This is a genomic window from Klebsiella sp. GG_Kp175, assembly GCF_040062325.1.
GTDB classification, from domain to species: domain Bacteria; phylum Pseudomonadota; class Gammaproteobacteria; order Enterobacterales; family Enterobacteriaceae; genus Klebsiella; species Klebsiella quasipneumoniae.
In genome coordinates this window covers 571,894-587,751 of sequence record NZ_JBEAFX010000001.1, presented here as the reverse complement: position 1 = coordinate 587,751, position 15,858 = coordinate 571,894, and the positions used below count along the sequence as shown (strand labels likewise).

Below are 15,858 nucleotides of genomic sequence, written 5' to 3'. Positions count from 1 at the left end.
CGCGAAGTGCCCGCGTAACCCGAAGCATGGCAGATACTATTATTTTTCAATTGGATAGATAGTTCCGGTATTCATGATACCGTTTGGATCAAACTGTTTTTTGAGGCCTTCCAGCAGCGGCCATGCGCTACCGTGCTCCAGCTTGCTCCAGTGAACGCGATGTTTACCAATCCCGTGGTGATGCACCATGGAGCCGCCGAGGCGAATCGTCTCTTCGCAGATGATCTTGTTCAGCGGATTGTGATACTTATCAATTTCCTCTTCCGGCTTGCAGCCCACCACGTTGTAGTCATACACAAAGTACATGTTGGTACCGTTGATATAGCTATGAGAAGAGTGACCGCCCAGCATGGTGATATCGTCCGCGTGCGGGAATTCCGTGCGAATCCGATGGATAACGCTTTCATAGATCTCGTGGATACAACTCCAGCAGCCCGAAACCTCCGTAGTAAAGCCCATATTGCTGGTTTTCAGGATCTGCACGCGCTCGGCAGCCACTTTTTCCGGGCCCCAGTTCAGGTGATTAAACCAGTTTTCAATCAGCTTGCTGTCCACACGCTGGCACTGCGGGTAACGTGCAACGATTTCCGCAATCCCCTGCCCGGTCGCTTTGGCGATCAGCGGATTGCCCTCCGCCATAAAGATCAGTACGCACTTGCCATCGGCAAAATGGGTAAAGTGCTGGGTGCCATCTTCTGCATCATACAGACGGGCAATTGACGGGCGATACCCTTCCACCATGACTTCCCGGAGGATATTAAATCCGACTTTCATATCGTCGAGAATATAGCCGTAGAAAAGGTTATTTTCCGGCGTGAACTTGAAGATTTTCACCGTCACTTCAGTGATATAACACAGGGCGCCCTCGTTACCGATGACGATGTGGCGTATATCCGGCCCGGCGGCGCGGCGCGGGACGTTTTTGATACGAGTAACGGTACCATCCGCCAGCACAGCCTCGAGACCGACAACCATATCTTCAATTGCGCCGTAAAGCGTGGAAAATTGACCAATGCTGCGGGTCGCCACCAGGCCCCCCATCTGCGCCAGCGGTTTCGACTGCGGCGAATGCCCGGTGGTGTAGCCTTTAGCCCGCAGTGCATTCTCCAACACCTCTAGCGGTACACCGCACTGCGCGGTCGCCTGCATGTTTTCAATATCGATATTCAGGATGTGGTTCATCCCGGCGCCGTCCAGCACTACGGAATTCTCAACCACGGTTTCCAGACCACCTTCCGTTGCCGATGCGCCAGTGCGAGGGACTCCATTGATCTTATGCTGGTTCATAAACGCCAACACATTAGAAACCTGTTCGGTTGAACCTAGCTTAACGACCGCGGCAGGCAGCGGCAGAGTAAAGACGCCATGAATGTCAGCATATTTACGAAAACGGTCGATACTATTTCGTTTTAAAACAGCCTCATCAGTAATAACGCGATCGGAGCCAACAATTTCTTTTAATTGATCAACAATTGCTTCTCGGGATAAAGACATAGTCATTCCTTCCTGATAATTAATTCGGAATAATAAAAACAGAAACCACCGATTACAAATTAACGAACCAGATAACCACCATCAACGACCAACAGATGACCGTTAACATAATTTGATGCCTGACTGGCCAGGAATACAGCAGCGCCCATCAGGTCCTGAGTATTACCCCATCGATTTGCCGGAATATGGTCCAGTACCCGCTGATTAGTTTCTGGATTACTCCGGGTAGCTAATGTAATATCCGTCGCATAATAACCAGGAGCAATACCGTTAACCTGAATATTATATTGACCGAGTTCATCACAATAAGCCTTGGTGAAACCGGCAAGCGCATGTTTTGTTGCAGAATAAGCGGGAGACCATTGGCCGCCAAGATAAGAGAATAAGGAGCAAATGTTAATGATTTTTCCGCTATTTTGCGGAATCATGATTTTAGCCGCTTCATAACTCAGTTCGAAAGCTGCCGTCAGGTTAACATCAATCATCGGATCCCAATCCGCGCGGCCGAAGTCCAAGACCTTATTTAGTTTACAAATCCCGGCGTTATTGACCAGAATATCCACCGTACCAAAACGCTCGCAGCAGGCAGCGATAATCTTTCCAGGTACCCCTTTCTCAGTGATATCCACCTGCATGAATTCAACCTCAACACCCTGCTTTTCAATGATTTTCCTGGTTTCGCCGTTGTCCTGAACAAAGCTTGGGATAAATAAGTTGGCGCCTGCTTTCGCCAGAGCCATAGCAAAGGCCTGCCCCAGGCCGCTATTGCCCCCGGTGACAATCGCCGTTTTACCTTGCAATGAGAAGAAATTCATTGAGAACGCATCAAGAGATTCGATCGACATAGTTTGGCTCCAAATTCCTTTAGGCAAAAAAAAAGAAAGGCAACTTCCCCTGCGAGAGGGAAGTCACCTTTCTCATTATCTCTGGTAACTGAAGTAATTTTTAGCATAGCGCTTGCGCCTCTAATGTGATCACAATCACAGATGATTATTTCGCTTTAGAAATACGGTTAAAATTGTGAAGCGTGATTACTCTCACACTAAACTTCAGGCTGACATGCTATTCCTAAGCACAATTACTAGAGACCAGAGAAAAGTAATCCACCTGAAAAAGGCGGTTTACTTTTCTCTTTTTTTCGCCTATACCAAAAATAATTCGAGTTGCAGGAAGGCAGCAAGTTAACGAATCCCGATGAGCTTACTGTAGTAAGTGATTCGGGTGAGTGAACGCAGCCAACGCATCAGCAACTTGAAGTATGAAGGGTATATTAAAATGAGATTACGATATGCAACAGACTTCATATCGCCGTTGGATAACCCTTGCCATTATTAGCTTTAGCGGTGGTGTCAGCTTTGACCTTGCCTATTTGCGATACATCTTTCAGATCCCCATGGCTAAATTTATGGGATTCAGCAATACCGAAATTGGCTTAATCATGAGCACTTTTGGTATTGCTGCCATTATTCTTTACGCTCCCAGCGGAGTTATTGCTGATAAATTTTCCCATCGAAAAATGATTACTTCAGCAATGATTATTACCGGTCTTCTCGGTTTCTTAATGGCAACCTATCCGCCTCTGTGGGTCATGCTATGCATTCAGGTCGCCTTCGCTATCACCACGATTCTGATGCTGTGGTCGGTATCAATTAAAGCCGCATCTTTACTTGGCGACCACAGCGAGCAGGGAAAAATTATGGGCTGGATGGAGGGGCTGCGCGGCGTAGGCGTCATGTCGCTGGCGGTATTTACCATGTGGGCATTCTCCCGCTTCGCCCCCGATGACAGTAACAGCCTGAAAGCGGTAATCATTATCTACAGCGTGGTTTATATCCTGTTGGGTATATTGTGCTGGTTCTTCGTCAGCGATGCCCCTCAGCATAGCAATACTGCGAAAGAAGAAAAAAAAGCGTTCCAGTTAAGCGACATTCTGGCTGTCCTGCGCATCAGCACCACCTGGTACTGCAGCATGGTGATTTTTGGCGTCTTCACTATCTACGCCATTCTCAGCTACTCCACCAACTATCTGACGGAAATGTACGGTATGTCGCTGGTGGCCGCGAGCTATATGGGAATTGTCATTAACAAAATTTTCCGTGCCATCTGCGGCCCGCTGGGCGGCATTATCACGACTTATAGCAAGGTAAAATCACCGACCCGCGTCATTCAGTTGCTGTCGATCGTTGGGGTACTGGCGCTTATCGCGCTGCTGGCGACCAATTCTCATCCGCAGTCCGTTGCCATGGGGATCGGCCTGATTCTGCTGCTGGGATTCACCTGCTACGCCTCTCGCGGGCTTTACTGGGCGTGTCCCGGTGAAGCAAGAACCCCCAGCTACATCATGGGAACGACCGTCGGTATCTGCTCAGTGATTGGCTTCCTGCCAGACGTTTTTGTCTATCCGATTGTTGGCCACTGGCAGGACACCCTCCCTGCCGAAGAAGCCTACCGCAATATGTGGCTGATGGGCTTAGCCGCGCTGTGCATGGTGATCCTCTTTACCTTCCTGCTATTCAGGAAAATCCGCGGCGCCGATGCCACACCAGAAAACAAGACCTCGCTGGCCGCTGAAACCACTGGCGAGTGATGATGCAAATTTAAAGGAGAATAACAATGCTCAAGAAATACATCATTGGAATCGACGGTGGAAGCCAGAGTACCAAAGTCGTGATGTACGATCTGCAGGGAAACGTGGTTTGCGAGGGCAAAGGTCTGCTGCAGCCGATGCATACCCCGGACGCCAACACGGCTGAACATCCTGACGACGATTTGTGGACTTCCCTCTGTTACGCCGCAAAAGATCTTATGAGTCAGTTTACAGGCCGCAGAGAAGACATTGTCGGTGTCGGACTCGGCTCTATCCGCTGCTGTCGCGCGTTGCTTAAAGCAGACGGCACGCCTGCAGAACCGCTAATCAGTTGGCAGGACGCCCGCGTTACCCGGCCTTACGAACACACTAATCCAGAAGTGGCCTGGGTCACGTCATTTTCAGGCTATTTGTCGCACCGCTTAACCGGCGAGTTTAAAGACAATATCGCCAACTACTTTGGTCAGTGGCCCGTTGATTATAAATCTTGGTCATGGAGCGATGATGACGCGGTGATGAAGAAGTTTAATATCCCGCGTCACATGCTCTTTGATGTGCAGATGCCGGGGACAATCTTAGGCCATCTTACCGCACAGGCGGCTCTCGCCACCGGCTTCCCGGCTGGGTTGCCCGTTGTCTGTACCACCAGCGATAAGCCGGTCGAAGCACTTGGCGCAGGGCTTCTGGATGATGAAACGGCGGTTATTTCGTTAGGCACCTATATCGCGCTAATGATGAACGGAAAGCAACTGCCGAAGGATCCGGTTGCGTACTGGCCAATTATGTCTTCCATTCCGGAAACGTTGTTGTATGAAGGGTACGGTATTCGTAAAGGGATGTGGACCGTCAGCTGGCTGCGGGACATGTTGGGCGACTCCTTGATTCAGGATGCCAAAGCACAGGGACTCTCAGCGGAAGATCTGCTCAATCAAAAGGCCTCAGCGGTGCCTCCTGGCTGTAACGGCCTGATGACCGTACTGGACTGGCTGACCAACCCGTGGGAACCCTACAAACGCGGTATTATGATCGGCTTTGACTCCAGCATGGACTATGCCTGGATTTACCGCTCTATACTGGAGAGCGTTGCGCTGACGTTGAAGAATAACTACGACAATATGTGCAATGAAATGAACCACTTCGCTAAACATATCATCATCACCGGCGGGGGATCGAACAGCGACCTGTTTATGCAAATCTTTGCCGATGTATTCAACCTTCCGGCCCGACGCAACGCTATTAACGGCTGCGCAAGCCTTGGCGCCGCAATCAACACGGCAGTGGGGTTGGGTCTGTATCCTTCCTATGAAGCAGCCATCGACAATATGGTCAGGGTGAAAGATGTATTTATGCCGGTTGAACGAAACGCCAGACGCTATGAGGCGCTAAATAAAGGGATTTTCAGAGAGTTAACCCAGTATACCGATGTCATTTTGAAGAAGTCGTATCAGGTCATCCACGGCGATCTGCAGAACGTTGACACCATTCAAAGCTGGTCTAACGCATAGCCGGTACGCCGGGTGGCGATGGCCCACCCGGCGAAATATTTAAGCGATATTCAGATATTTATGCGTCTGCATGGACAGGCGCCAGTTACGGGCGATGCAGGTGTCGATACACAAGCGCGTCGCGTCTTCTTTCTGACTGATCGGCTGCAGGGCGATGATCCGCGGTTTGTCATCGCTCAGCGTTTCCAGCAGTTCGTCCAGCGCTTCGATGTCGCGGACGCGCCCTACCGGATGCTTGATCTCATCCGCCCGCTGCAGGGCCTGAGACAGCACGTCATACCCGCCGCGCATGTTGACCTTCGGGGAAACCGTCACCCAGGTGTTGTGGCTGCAAAGCACTTCATGGGTGCCGCTGGTTTCAATCTGACAGCTAAAGCCGTTTTGTTCCAGAAGCGAGGTTAACGGCGTTAAGTCGTGAATGCAGGGCTCACCGCCGGTAATGACCACGTGGCGGGCAGTCCACCCCTGACGACCGATAATCGCCAGCAGATCTTCACTGCTTGCCGGCCCCCACTTATCGCTCTCTTTGGTTTTCGCCAGGATGCTGAACAACGACACTTCCCGATCGGCCAGTTTGTCCCAGGTATGCTTGGTGTCACACCACGCGCATCCTACCGGGCATCCCTGCAGACGAATAAAAATGGCAGGCACGCCGGTGAAGTAACCCTCGCCTTGCAGGGTCTGGAACATCTCGTTAATCGGGTACTGCATAGTCATCTCTGTTTAGGGTGATAAACGCTTATTATCGCAGATTTCACTGTCCAGGTCTTGTCCTGCGCTGCGATCGTTTTTCCCTCACGGGGTCGCTTTCTCACCCCGGACGTTATTCATTGTTAATTAAAAGTATGCATCTGTTTTCGTTTATTTCATTAGTGTGGTAAGGATTTAAATAAACAGCGGAGCGTACTGCAGCGAAGAAAGATGTAACAGAAGATGTTTTTCGTGTTATATACCAGAACATAAAAAACGTCAGCGGAAAAATAAAAACATGTTTAAATACATGCATGTACAAATTGATACATGAAAGAGTGAATTATTTACCTGGTCTGAGAGTCGAATCCAATCCGCCGCCGAAAATAAGCTTAAGCCCCTCTTAATAAAGTCCTGCTGCCCGCCATTTTTTATTTAATCGTCGTTTACTTTGGCCCTCCTAGAATCCCGCAGACCAACCATAATGAGATAGCGTTTATGACCACATTATTCATTACCGGCGTCACCGGTTTTCTGGGCGGCGCGGCGTTAGAGAAAATACTCCATCAGGATAGCCAATTAGATCTGCTGCTACTGGTGCGTGCCAACAGCCCCGAGGCAGGCCTGGAACGGGTCAAGGAAAACATGCGTAAGTTCAACATCGCCGAGGAGAAACTGGCGATGCTGCGACCGCAGCAGATCCTGCTGGGCGATCTCGCCTCTCCGGAGCATTTTCTTAACGATCCGCGGCTTGAGCAAGTCACCCATGTTCTCAACTGCGCCGCTGTCGCCTCGTTTGGCAGCAACCCGCTCATCTGGAAGGTTAACGTTACGGGTACGCTGCGTCTGGCGCAACGGATGGCGCAGGTGGCGGGTCTGCAGCGTTTTCTCCACGTCGGCACCGCAATGTCCTGCTCACCGGAGCCGGATTCGCTGGTCGCCGAGAGCGCGGAATTTCGGCAGCGCGCCGAGCATCTGGTGGAATATACCCACTCGAAATCGGCCATCGAGCAACTGATGCAGCAGCACTGCCCTACGCTACCGCTGGTCATTGCCCGCCCTTCTATTGTGGTGGGCCATACTCATCACGGCTGCCGGCCTTCCAGCAGTATTTTCTGGGTGTTCAGCATGGGGCTGATGCTGCAGAAATTTATGTGCGCGATGGAGGACCGGATCGATGTTATCCCGGTGGACTACTGCGCCGACGCCCTGCTGATGCTGCTTAACCAGCCGCTGGCCCATGGCGAGGTAGTGCATATCTCTGCCGGTGAGGAGAACAGCGTGAAGTTTGCCGACATCGACCGGGCGATGGCCCTGGCGCTGGAGCAGGCGCCGGTGGGAGATAAGTACGCCCAGGTGAGTTATGAAACGCTGGTCAAAATGCGTCGCGAACTGAAAGGAATTTTTGGGCCGTGCAATGAGCGACTGATGCTGAAAGCGATGCGCTTATATGGCGCGTTCGCCACGCTGAACGTGCGCTTTAGCAACGACAAGCTGCTGAGCATGGGGATGCCAAAACCGCCGCGCTTTACCGATTACATCGACCGCTGCGTGGAAACCACCCGCGGGCTGTCGATCCCTCAGCAAATGGCCGTCGACTTTAAATAATGGCCGCAGGTATAAAAAAAATGCCAGCCCGAAGGCTGGCATGGTTATTTCATCAGGACAGGATTAAGCCTGGCCTTTGATCTCTTTACGACCATTGAACGGCGCTTGCTCACCCAGCGCTTCTTCGATACGAATCAGCTGGTTGTATTTAGCAACGCGGTCAGAACGGCTCATAGAACCGGTTTTGATCTGGCCTGCAGCGGTACCCACAGCCAGGTCGGCGATGGTCGCGTCTTCAGTTTCGCCAGAACGGTGAGAGATGACAGCGGTGTAGCCAGCGTCTTTCGCCATCTTGATAGCAGCCAGAGTTTCGGTCAGAGAACCGATCTGGTTGAATTTGATCAGGATGGAGTTAGCGATGCCTTTTTCGATGCCTTCTTTCAGGATCTTGGTGTTGGTTACGAACAGGTCGTCACCAACCAGCTGGATTTTGTCGCCCAGTACTTTGGTCTGGTAAGCGAAACCTTCCCAGTCAGATTCGTCCAGGCCATCTTCGATGGAGACGATCGGGTACTGTTTGGTCAGCTCTTCCAGGAAGTGAGTGAACTCTTCAGAGGTGAACGCTTTGTTGCCTTCGCCGGCCAGAACGTATTTACCGTCTTTGTAGAATTCAGACGCTGCGCAGTCCATCGCCAGGGTGATGTCTTTGCCCAGCTCGTAGCCTGCTGCTTTAACCGCTTCAGCGATAACAGCCAGCGCTTCGGCGTTGGAACCCAGGTTCGGCGCGTAGCCGCCTTCGTCACCAACGGCAGTGTTCATGCCTTTGGACTTCAGCACTTTCGCCAGGTGATGGAACACTTCAGAACCCATGCGTACTGCTTCTTTCAGGGTCGGCGCGCCAACCGGCTGAATCATGAATTCCTGGATGTCGACGTTGTTGTCAGCGTGCTCACCGCCGTTGATGATGTTCATCATCGGAACCGGCATGGAGTATTTGCCCGGAGTGCCGTTCAGTTCAGCGATGTGCGCGTACAGCGGCAGGCCTTTGGAGGCAGCAGCTGCTTTGGCGTTCGCCAGAGAAACGGCCAGGATTGCGTTCGCACCGAAGTTAGATTTGTTTTCAGTACCGTCCAGGTCGATCATGATCTTGTCGATGCCAGCCTGATCTTTGGCATCTTTGCCCAGGATTGCCTGAGCGATCGGGCCGTTTACCGCAGCAACAGCTTTGGTTACGCCTTTACCCAGGAAACGGGATTTGTCGCCATCGCGCAGTTCCAGCGCTTCGCGGGAACCAGTAGAAGCACCTGACGGAGCAGCTGCCATACCGACGAAACCACCTTCCAGGTGTACTTCGGCTTCAACAGTCGGGTTACCACGGGAGTCGATGATTTCACGACCGATGACTTTAACGATTTTGGACATTAGGTTTTCCTCAGTACAAGTTAAACTAAAACTCCAGACAAACAATGCACCCGGATGGGTGCATTGCCGTTCTAACTCTTTTTACTTCGCCTGGCGTTTCTGGTACTCGCTGGCGGCTTTCACAAAGCCGGCAAACAGCGGGTGTCCATCACGCGGCGTCGAAGTAAACTCCGGGTGGAACTGGCAGGCCACAAACCACGGATGGTTCGGCACTTCGATGATCTCGACCAACTGATCATCCCCGGAACGGCCCGCAACGCGCAGACCGGCAGCTTCAATCGGTTTCAACAACATGTTGTTGACTTCGTAGCGGTGACGATGGCGCTCGGTGATGGTCGGCTCGCCGTACAGCTGGCGTACCAGAGAATCCTCATCCAGCTGGCACTGCTGCGCGCCCAGGCGCATGGTGCCGCCCAGATCGCTCTTCTCAGAGCGGACTTCAACGTTGCCATCTTCGTCACGCCATTCGGTAATCAGGGCCACAACCGGGTATTTACAGTCTGGCACAAATTCCGTCGAGTTGGCGTTTTCCATACCCGCTACGTTGCGCGCGAATTCAATCAGCGCAACCTGCATACCCAGGCAAATGCCCAGATAAGGAATATTGTTCTCACGCGCATAGCGCGCGGTGGCGATCTTACCTTCCACACCGCGGTAGCCGAAGCCGCCCGGGATAAGGATAGCATCTAAATCCTTGAGGATTTCGACGCCGCGCGTTTCCACATCCTGCGAATCGATCAGCTTGATGTTGACGGTAACGCGGTTTTTCAGACCACCGTGTTTCAGCGCTTCAATCACCGACTTGTAGGCGTCCGGCAGTTCAATGTACTTACCGACCATGCCGATGGTGACTTCGCCTGCCGGATTGGCTTCTTCATAGATTACCTGTTCCCATTCGGCCAGGTTTGCTTCCGGACAAGTTAAGCTGAATCGTTTACAAATATAATCGTCCAGCCCCTGAGATTTCAACAGGCCTGGAATTTTATAAATGGAATCGACGTCTTTCAGAGAAATAACAGCCTTTTCCGGAACGTTACAGAACAAAGCAATTTTCGCCCGTTCGTTGGCCGGAACCGCGCGATCGGAGCGGCAAATCAGGATGTCAGGCTGAATACCGATGGAGAGCAGCTCTTTCACGGAGTGCTGAGTCGGTTTGGTTTTGACTTCACCGGCGGCGGCCATGTACGGCACTAAAGTCAGGTGCATAAACAGGGTATGCTCGCGGCCGATCTCTACCGCCATCTGACGAATAGCTTCGAGGAACGGCAGGGATTCGATATCGCCTACGGTACCGCCGATTTCCACCAGCACCACGTCATGGCCTTCGCCGCCAGCCAGTACGCGCTCTTTAATGGCGTTGGTGATGTGCGGAATAACCTGTACGGTTGCGCCCAGATAGTCGCCACGGCGCTCTTTACGCAGCACGTCGGAGTAGATTCGACCGGTGGTGAAGTTGTTGCGACGAGTCATCTTGGTGCGGATGAAACGCTCGTAGTGGCCCAGGTCCAGATCGGTTTCTGCGCCGTCTTCAGTAACGAACACTTCCCCATGCTGGATTGGGCTCATGGTGCCCGGATCGACGTTGATATACGGATCCAGTTTCATGATGGTCACGTTGAGACCACGGGCTTCAAGAATGGCTGCCAGGGAGGCTGCGGCAATGCCTTTACCCAGAGAGGATACGACCCCGCCGGTCACAAAAATATAGTTCGTTGTCATGCTGAACCTGAGAAGTTAGGGTAAAACGATGGAATAACCAGGACGGGAAAGTAGTATACCCGAACATGCGTGACGCCACAAACTTTCATTCTTCCCCTCCCCTTCGTTCTTCAAGTTGCACCTGTGTTGCGACCCGAACAACTCGAAGAGGCAGGCTACATGGTGTTTCAACGACATAACGGAAAGAGAAAATAGACGCTTTTGGCGAAATGTTTTTGACGTAAATCAAGCGCTTGTTATTTATAAAATCACACAAATCGCGCTTGATCACGAAAACTCGTTAGAGATCAGTTTCCTGGCGTTTTACCTGTTGCCATACTTCTTCCATGGTATCGAGGTCGACGCCGGTCATTTCCAGGCCGCGGGCGGCGACAATGCGCTCGACTTCGCGAAAGCGCCGCTCGAATTTGCGGTTCGCTTTTTGCAGCGCCACCTCGGCTTTGACCCCTAAATGGCGGGATAAATTCACCGTGGCGAACAGCAGATCGCCCACTTCCTCTTCCAGTTTCGCTTCATCCACCACCGCCTGCTGCGCTTCATGCATCACTTCATCAATTTCTTCATGCACTTTGTCGAGCACCGGGCCCAGCGAGGTCCAGTCAAAACCGACCGCCGAGCAGCGACGCTGGATTTTATGCGCGCGCATCAACGCCGGCAGGCTATGCGGAATGTCGTCCAGCGCCGAGTTCTGGGCTTTTTCCGCCCGCTCCGCGCTTTTGATCTGCTCCCAGCGGGCCAGGACTTCGCTGCTGTTTCCCGCGGTGGCATCAGCGAAGATATGGGGATGGCGGCGCTCCAGCTTGTCGCTGATGGCGGCGCAGATATCGTCAAAGTTAAAACGTCCCTCTTCCTGCGCCATCTGCGCATAGAACACCACCTGGAACAGCAGATCGCCCAGCTCACCGCGCAGGTCGTCAAAATCCTCTCGCGAAATAGCGTCCAGCACTTCATAGGTTTCTTCGAGGGTATAGGGAGCGATGGTGGCAAAGGTCTGCTCTTTATCCCACGGGCAGCCGTTTTCCGGGTCGCGCAGGCGGCGCATGATGCCGAGCAAGCGGTCAATTTGAGTCATGTGACAATCCTGGAAATTCAAAAAAAAAGTCGGCTGGATAAGGCCTTTCGACCTTATCCGACGTTGCGAAATTGCCGGATGGCGGCTTCGCCTTATCCGGCCTGGAGACGAATTAACCGCCGTGCAGACGACGCGCGTCGATCACATCGGGCACCTGGTTCAGCTTACCGAGCACCCGGCCCAGCACCTGCAGGTTGTAAATCTCGATGGTCATATCGATGGTGGCCAGCTGCTGACGGGTATCGCTGCGGCTGGCAACGCCCAGCACGTTCACCTTCTCATTGGCGAGGATGGTGGTGATATCGCGCAGTAACCCGCTGCGATCGTTCGCCTCCACCCTGACCACCAGCGAATATCCCGCCGAGTAGCTTTCGCCCCATACCGCATCGACGATGCGCTCCGGGGCATGCGACTGCAGTTCAGCGAGCTGATCGCAGTCGGCGCGATGCACGGAAATCCCGCGCCCTTGAGTGATAAAGCCGACGATCTCATCGCCCGGGATCGGCTGGCAGCAGCGGGCAATATGGTGCATCAGATTGCCAACCCCTTCCACCACCACCCGGCCATTATCCTTGGTGCGGTTCTGCGGAGCATAGGTTTTCTGCTGCAGCTGCTTCAGCGCTGCCGCATCCTGCTCGGCGGCGCTCGGTTTATTGAACTGCGCCTGCAGGAAGTTGACCATCTGGTTGAGACGGATATCGCCGCCGCCGATGGCCGCCAGCAGTTCATCGAGCTCGTTGAAATTGTAGCGCGGCAGCAGGTGCTTTTCCGCATCCTTCAGGCTGATGCCCAGATGTTCCAGCTCGTCATCAAGGATCTGCCGGCCGGCAAGAATGTTTTTGTCGCGATCCTGCTTACGGAACCAGGCGTGAATTTTGGAGCGTCCGCGGCTGGTGGTAACGTAGCCGAGGTTAGGGTTGAGCCAGTCGCGGCTCGGGTTCGGCTGCTTCTGGGTAATAATTTCGATCTGATCGCCCATCTGCAGCTGATAGGTAAACGGCACGATGCGGCCGCCGATTTTAGCGCCGATGCAGCGATGACCGACGTCGCTGTGGATATGGTAGGCAAAATCGAGCGGCGTCGACCCCGCCGGCAGGTCCACCACGTCGCCTTTCGGCGTAAAGACATACACCCGGTCGTCAAAGACCTGGCTGCGCACTTCGTCGAGCATTTCGCCGGAGTCGGCCATCTCTTCCTGCCAGGCAATCAGCTTGCGCAGCCAGGCGATACGGTCCTCATAGCCGCGACCGCCGCTGGTACCCGCTCCCGCGCCCTCTTTGTACTTCCAGTGCGCGGCCACGCCCAGCTCGGCGTCTTCATGCATCTGCCGGGTGCGGATTTGAATCTCCACCGTCTTGCCGCTCGGCCCCAGCACCACGGTGTGGATAGACTGGTAGCCGTTGGGTTTCGGGTTGGCCACGTAATCATCGAACTCATCCGGCAGATGACGGTAGTGAGTATGAACGATCCCCAGCGCGGCATAACAATCCTGCAACCGCTCGGCCACGATGCGCACCGCGCGAACGTCAAACAACTCGTCAAAGGCGAGGTGTTTTTTCTGCATTTTGCGCCAGATGCTGTAGATATGCTTCGGCCGACCATAGACCTCGGCCTTGACCCCTTCGGCTTTCATTTCTGCCCGCAGGTGGCCGACGAACTCGTCGATATAATGCTCGCGGTCGATACGGCGTTCGTGGAGCAGTTTGGCAATACGCTTGTACTCTGCCGGGTGCAGGTAGCGGAAGCAGTAATCTTCCAGCTCCCACTTCAGCTGGCCGATACCTAAGCGGTTCGCCAGGGGAGCATAGATATTGGTGCACTCTTTCGCCGCCAGCACGCGCTCATCTTCCGGCGCGTCCTTGACCTCGCGCAGATGCGCGATACGTTCGGCAAGCTTGATAACCACGCAGCGGAAATCGTCCACCATCGCCAGCAGCATGCGGCGAATGTTATCCACCTGCTCGGAAGATACTGAGTCGGTATGAGTAGCTTTCAGCTGACGGATGGCGGCCATGTCCCGTACCCCGTGAATCAGGGTCACGACCGATTTACCCACGCTCTCCTGCATAACCGCTTCGCTGACGACTTCGCTGTCGGCCAGCGGGAACAGCAGCGCCGCGCGCAGGGTATCGATATCCATACTTAGGGTGGAGAGGATCTCCACCATTTCGACGCCCCGCCACAGCAGCAGGTCCGCCAGCGGGTGTCCTTGCGTTTTTTCGCGACAATAATCCCAGGTTTCGGCTAAGCGCTCACACGACTGCTGGCTGGAAATCCCCAGACTCGCGATCCATTTCTTCGGGTCAAATTCACCAGCTTTATTAAGATGTGCACTTCTTACCGCAACCATTGTCCTCTCCTTAAGGGACCGGCCTGCCGAAGTCGGCAAGCCTCAACTTTCTACATGTCATCCTGCAGGTCGCGTCAGCATTGATGGCCGGGGCGGCTCTTCTGCGACGTTGTGAATGACCTTATGTAAGCCTGCGCTCAAACAACACCATTGATTCCAGATGACCGGTATGCGGGAACATATCCAGCATCGCCAGGCGTTGAATCTGATATCCAGCCTGCAACAGGGTTTCGCTGTCTCGCGCCAGCGTCGCCGGGTTGCAGGAAACATACACCACCCGCCGCGGCGCCAGTTTTATAATATGCGGCATCACGCCCGGCGCGCCGGCGCGGGCTGGGTCCAGCAGCACTTTATCAAAGCCGTGCTTCGCCCAGGCCTGGCGGGTGACATCCTCTTCCAGATTTTCATGGAAGAAGGTGACATTGGATAAACCATTGAGGGCGGCATTTTCCCGCCCCTTCTCCACCAGCGCCGGCACCCCTTCCACCCCGACCACGTGGGCGGCGCGAGTCGCCAGCGACAGGGTAAAATTGCCCATCCCGCAGAACAGATCCAGCACCCGGTCTTCGGGCTGCAGATCCAGCCACGCCAGCGCGGTACGCACCATCTGCTGATTCACGCCGTCGTTGACCTGGATAAAATCCCGCGGACTGAACACTAAGCGTAGTCCGTCTGAGGTATACCATGGCGCTTCGCCGTGAATATGTTCCAGTATCTCGCTTTGCGGCGCGAGGTACAGGGAAAGACCGTGAGTTTGCGAAAAACGTTCCAGTTTTTCCCTGTCAGCGGCCGGCAGCGCAGCGGTATGGCGCAGCACCATTAGTGGGCCGTTGTCCGCCAGCACCAGCTCGACGTGGCCAAGGTGGCGTAATGCGCTCAGCGCGCTTAAGCACTCGCGCACGGCGGGCAGCAGCGCCTCAAGTTGGGGCACCAAAACAGGGCACTGCACCACCTCGACGATCGCTTTGTCGCTGGCCTGACGAAAACCCATCTGCAATTGTTGGGTCTTTGGCTGATAATTCAAGCTTAAGCGCGCGCGACGGCGATACCCCCACGGCTCGCCGGCGATGATCTCATCCACCTCGCGCTTCATCAGGCGCGCCAGCGCGGCGCGTTTACTTTGCTGCTGAAGCGTGATGCTGGCATGCTGCTGTTGGCAACCGCCGCAAACGCCAAAATGGGGGCAGCGCGGCGCCTGGCGCTGCGGGCTGTCGGTCAGACGGCGTTTTACCTGAGCGCGGGCGTACTGCTTTTTGTCTTCCACCAGCACCACCTCAGCCTGCTCCTGCGGCAGCACGCCGCCGACGAACAGCGCTTTCCCCTGGTGGCGGGCCACGCCCTGGCCAAAGGGATCGAGGTCGTTGACTGTAACGGTTATGATCTGGCGCGTCGTCACACGCCGTTTTGCAGAGTAGAATTGCGCCATCGTAGAGAGTTGTCTCAATCAAATAAAACGAGCTCGTTCAGAGCG

11 protein-coding genes are annotated in these 15,858 nt (G+C 53.9%); 3 read left to right on the top strand and 8 right to left on the bottom strand.

The features are described 5' to 3' along the window. Positions 1 to 39: 39 nt before the first annotated feature. On the bottom strand, positions 40 to 1,494 hold the full coding sequence (locus ABLU73_RS02945) for an FAD-binding oxidoreductase (protein ID WP_061153504.1): 1,455 nt from the start codon (positions 1,492 to 1,494) through the stop codon (positions 40 to 42). Between the two features lie 59 nt (positions 1,495 to 1,553). Next, the gene (locus ABLU73_RS02940; RefSeq protein ID WP_062913558.1) at positions 1,554 to 2,339 is read right to left on the bottom strand and encodes an SDR family oxidoreductase; all 786 of its coding nucleotides are present in this window, start codon (positions 2,337 to 2,339) and stop codon (positions 1,554 to 1,556) included. A gap of 443 nt (positions 2,340 to 2,782) precedes the next feature. Between ABLU73_RS02940 and ABLU73_RS02935 the strand changes: the two genes are divergently transcribed. Both ABLU73_RS02935 and ABLU73_RS02930 read left to right on the top strand, forming a co-directional pair. Beyond that, positions 2,783 to 4,081, top strand: a complete 1,299-nt coding sequence (locus ABLU73_RS02935; RefSeq protein ID WP_062913559.1) for an MFS transporter — start codon at positions 2,783 to 2,785, stop codon at positions 4,079 to 4,081. Between the two features lie 26 nt (positions 4,082 to 4,107). Continuing rightward, complete coding sequence (locus ABLU73_RS02930; protein WP_062913560.1) at positions 4,108 to 5,586, top strand: FGGY-family carbohydrate kinase; 1,479 nt, start codon at positions 4,108 to 4,110, stop codon at positions 5,584 to 5,586. A gap of 39 nt (positions 5,587 to 5,625) precedes the next feature. Here the strand turns inward: ABLU73_RS02930 and queE are convergent, their stop codons facing one another. Next, positions 5,626 to 6,297 carry a 7-carboxy-7-deazaguanine synthase QueE gene (queE, locus tag ABLU73_RS02925; RefSeq protein ID WP_004205582.1) on the bottom strand — a complete coding sequence of 224 codons (672 nt, stop codon included), beginning with the start codon at positions 6,295 to 6,297 and terminating at the stop codon, positions 5,626 to 5,628. A gap of 477 nt (positions 6,298 to 6,774) precedes the next feature. Between queE and ABLU73_RS02920 the strand changes: the two genes are divergently transcribed. Beyond that, positions 6,775 to 7,884 (top strand): SDR family oxidoreductase, encoded by a 1,110-nt coding sequence (locus ABLU73_RS02920; protein ID WP_004205581.1) that lies wholly within the window; start codon positions 6,775 to 6,777, stop codon positions 7,882 to 7,884. A gap of 63 nt (positions 7,885 to 7,947) precedes the next feature. Here the strand turns inward: ABLU73_RS02920 and eno are convergent, their stop codons facing one another. The 5 genes from eno to rlmD all read right to left on the bottom strand — a co-directional run bounded on the left by eno (position 7,948) and on the right by rlmD (position 15,813). Continuing rightward, positions 7,948 to 9,246 (bottom strand): phosphopyruvate hydratase, encoded by a 1,299-nt coding sequence (gene eno / locus ABLU73_RS02915; protein ID WP_002915213.1) that lies wholly within the window; start codon positions 9,244 to 9,246, stop codon positions 7,948 to 7,950. 81 nt (positions 9,247 to 9,327) lie between these two features. Then, a complete protein-coding gene (pyrG, locus tag ABLU73_RS02910) occupies positions 9,328 to 10,965 on the bottom strand; it encodes a glutamine hydrolyzing CTP synthase (RefSeq protein WP_004205579.1) in 1,638 nt (545 codons plus the stop codon). Positions 10,966 to 11,245: 280 nt separating this feature from the next. Further along, positions 11,246 to 12,037, bottom strand: coding sequence for a nucleoside triphosphate pyrophosphohydrolase (mazG, locus tag ABLU73_RS02905; RefSeq protein ID WP_094311392.1), 792 nt, complete (start codon positions 12,035 to 12,037; stop codon positions 11,246 to 11,248). A 112-nt stretch (positions 12,038 to 12,149) separates the two neighbouring features. Further along, positions 12,150 to 14,387, bottom strand: coding sequence for a GTP diphosphokinase (relA, locus tag ABLU73_RS02900; RefSeq protein ID WP_004205575.1), 2,238 nt, complete (start codon positions 14,385 to 14,387; stop codon positions 12,150 to 12,152). 121 nt (positions 14,388 to 14,508) lie between these two features. Beyond that, a complete protein-coding gene (rlmD, locus tag ABLU73_RS02895) occupies positions 14,509 to 15,813 on the bottom strand; it encodes a 23S rRNA (uracil(1939)-C(5))-methyltransferase RlmD (protein WP_264923713.1) in 1,305 nt (434 codons plus the stop codon). Between the last annotated feature and the right edge of the window lie 45 nt (positions 15,814 to 15,858).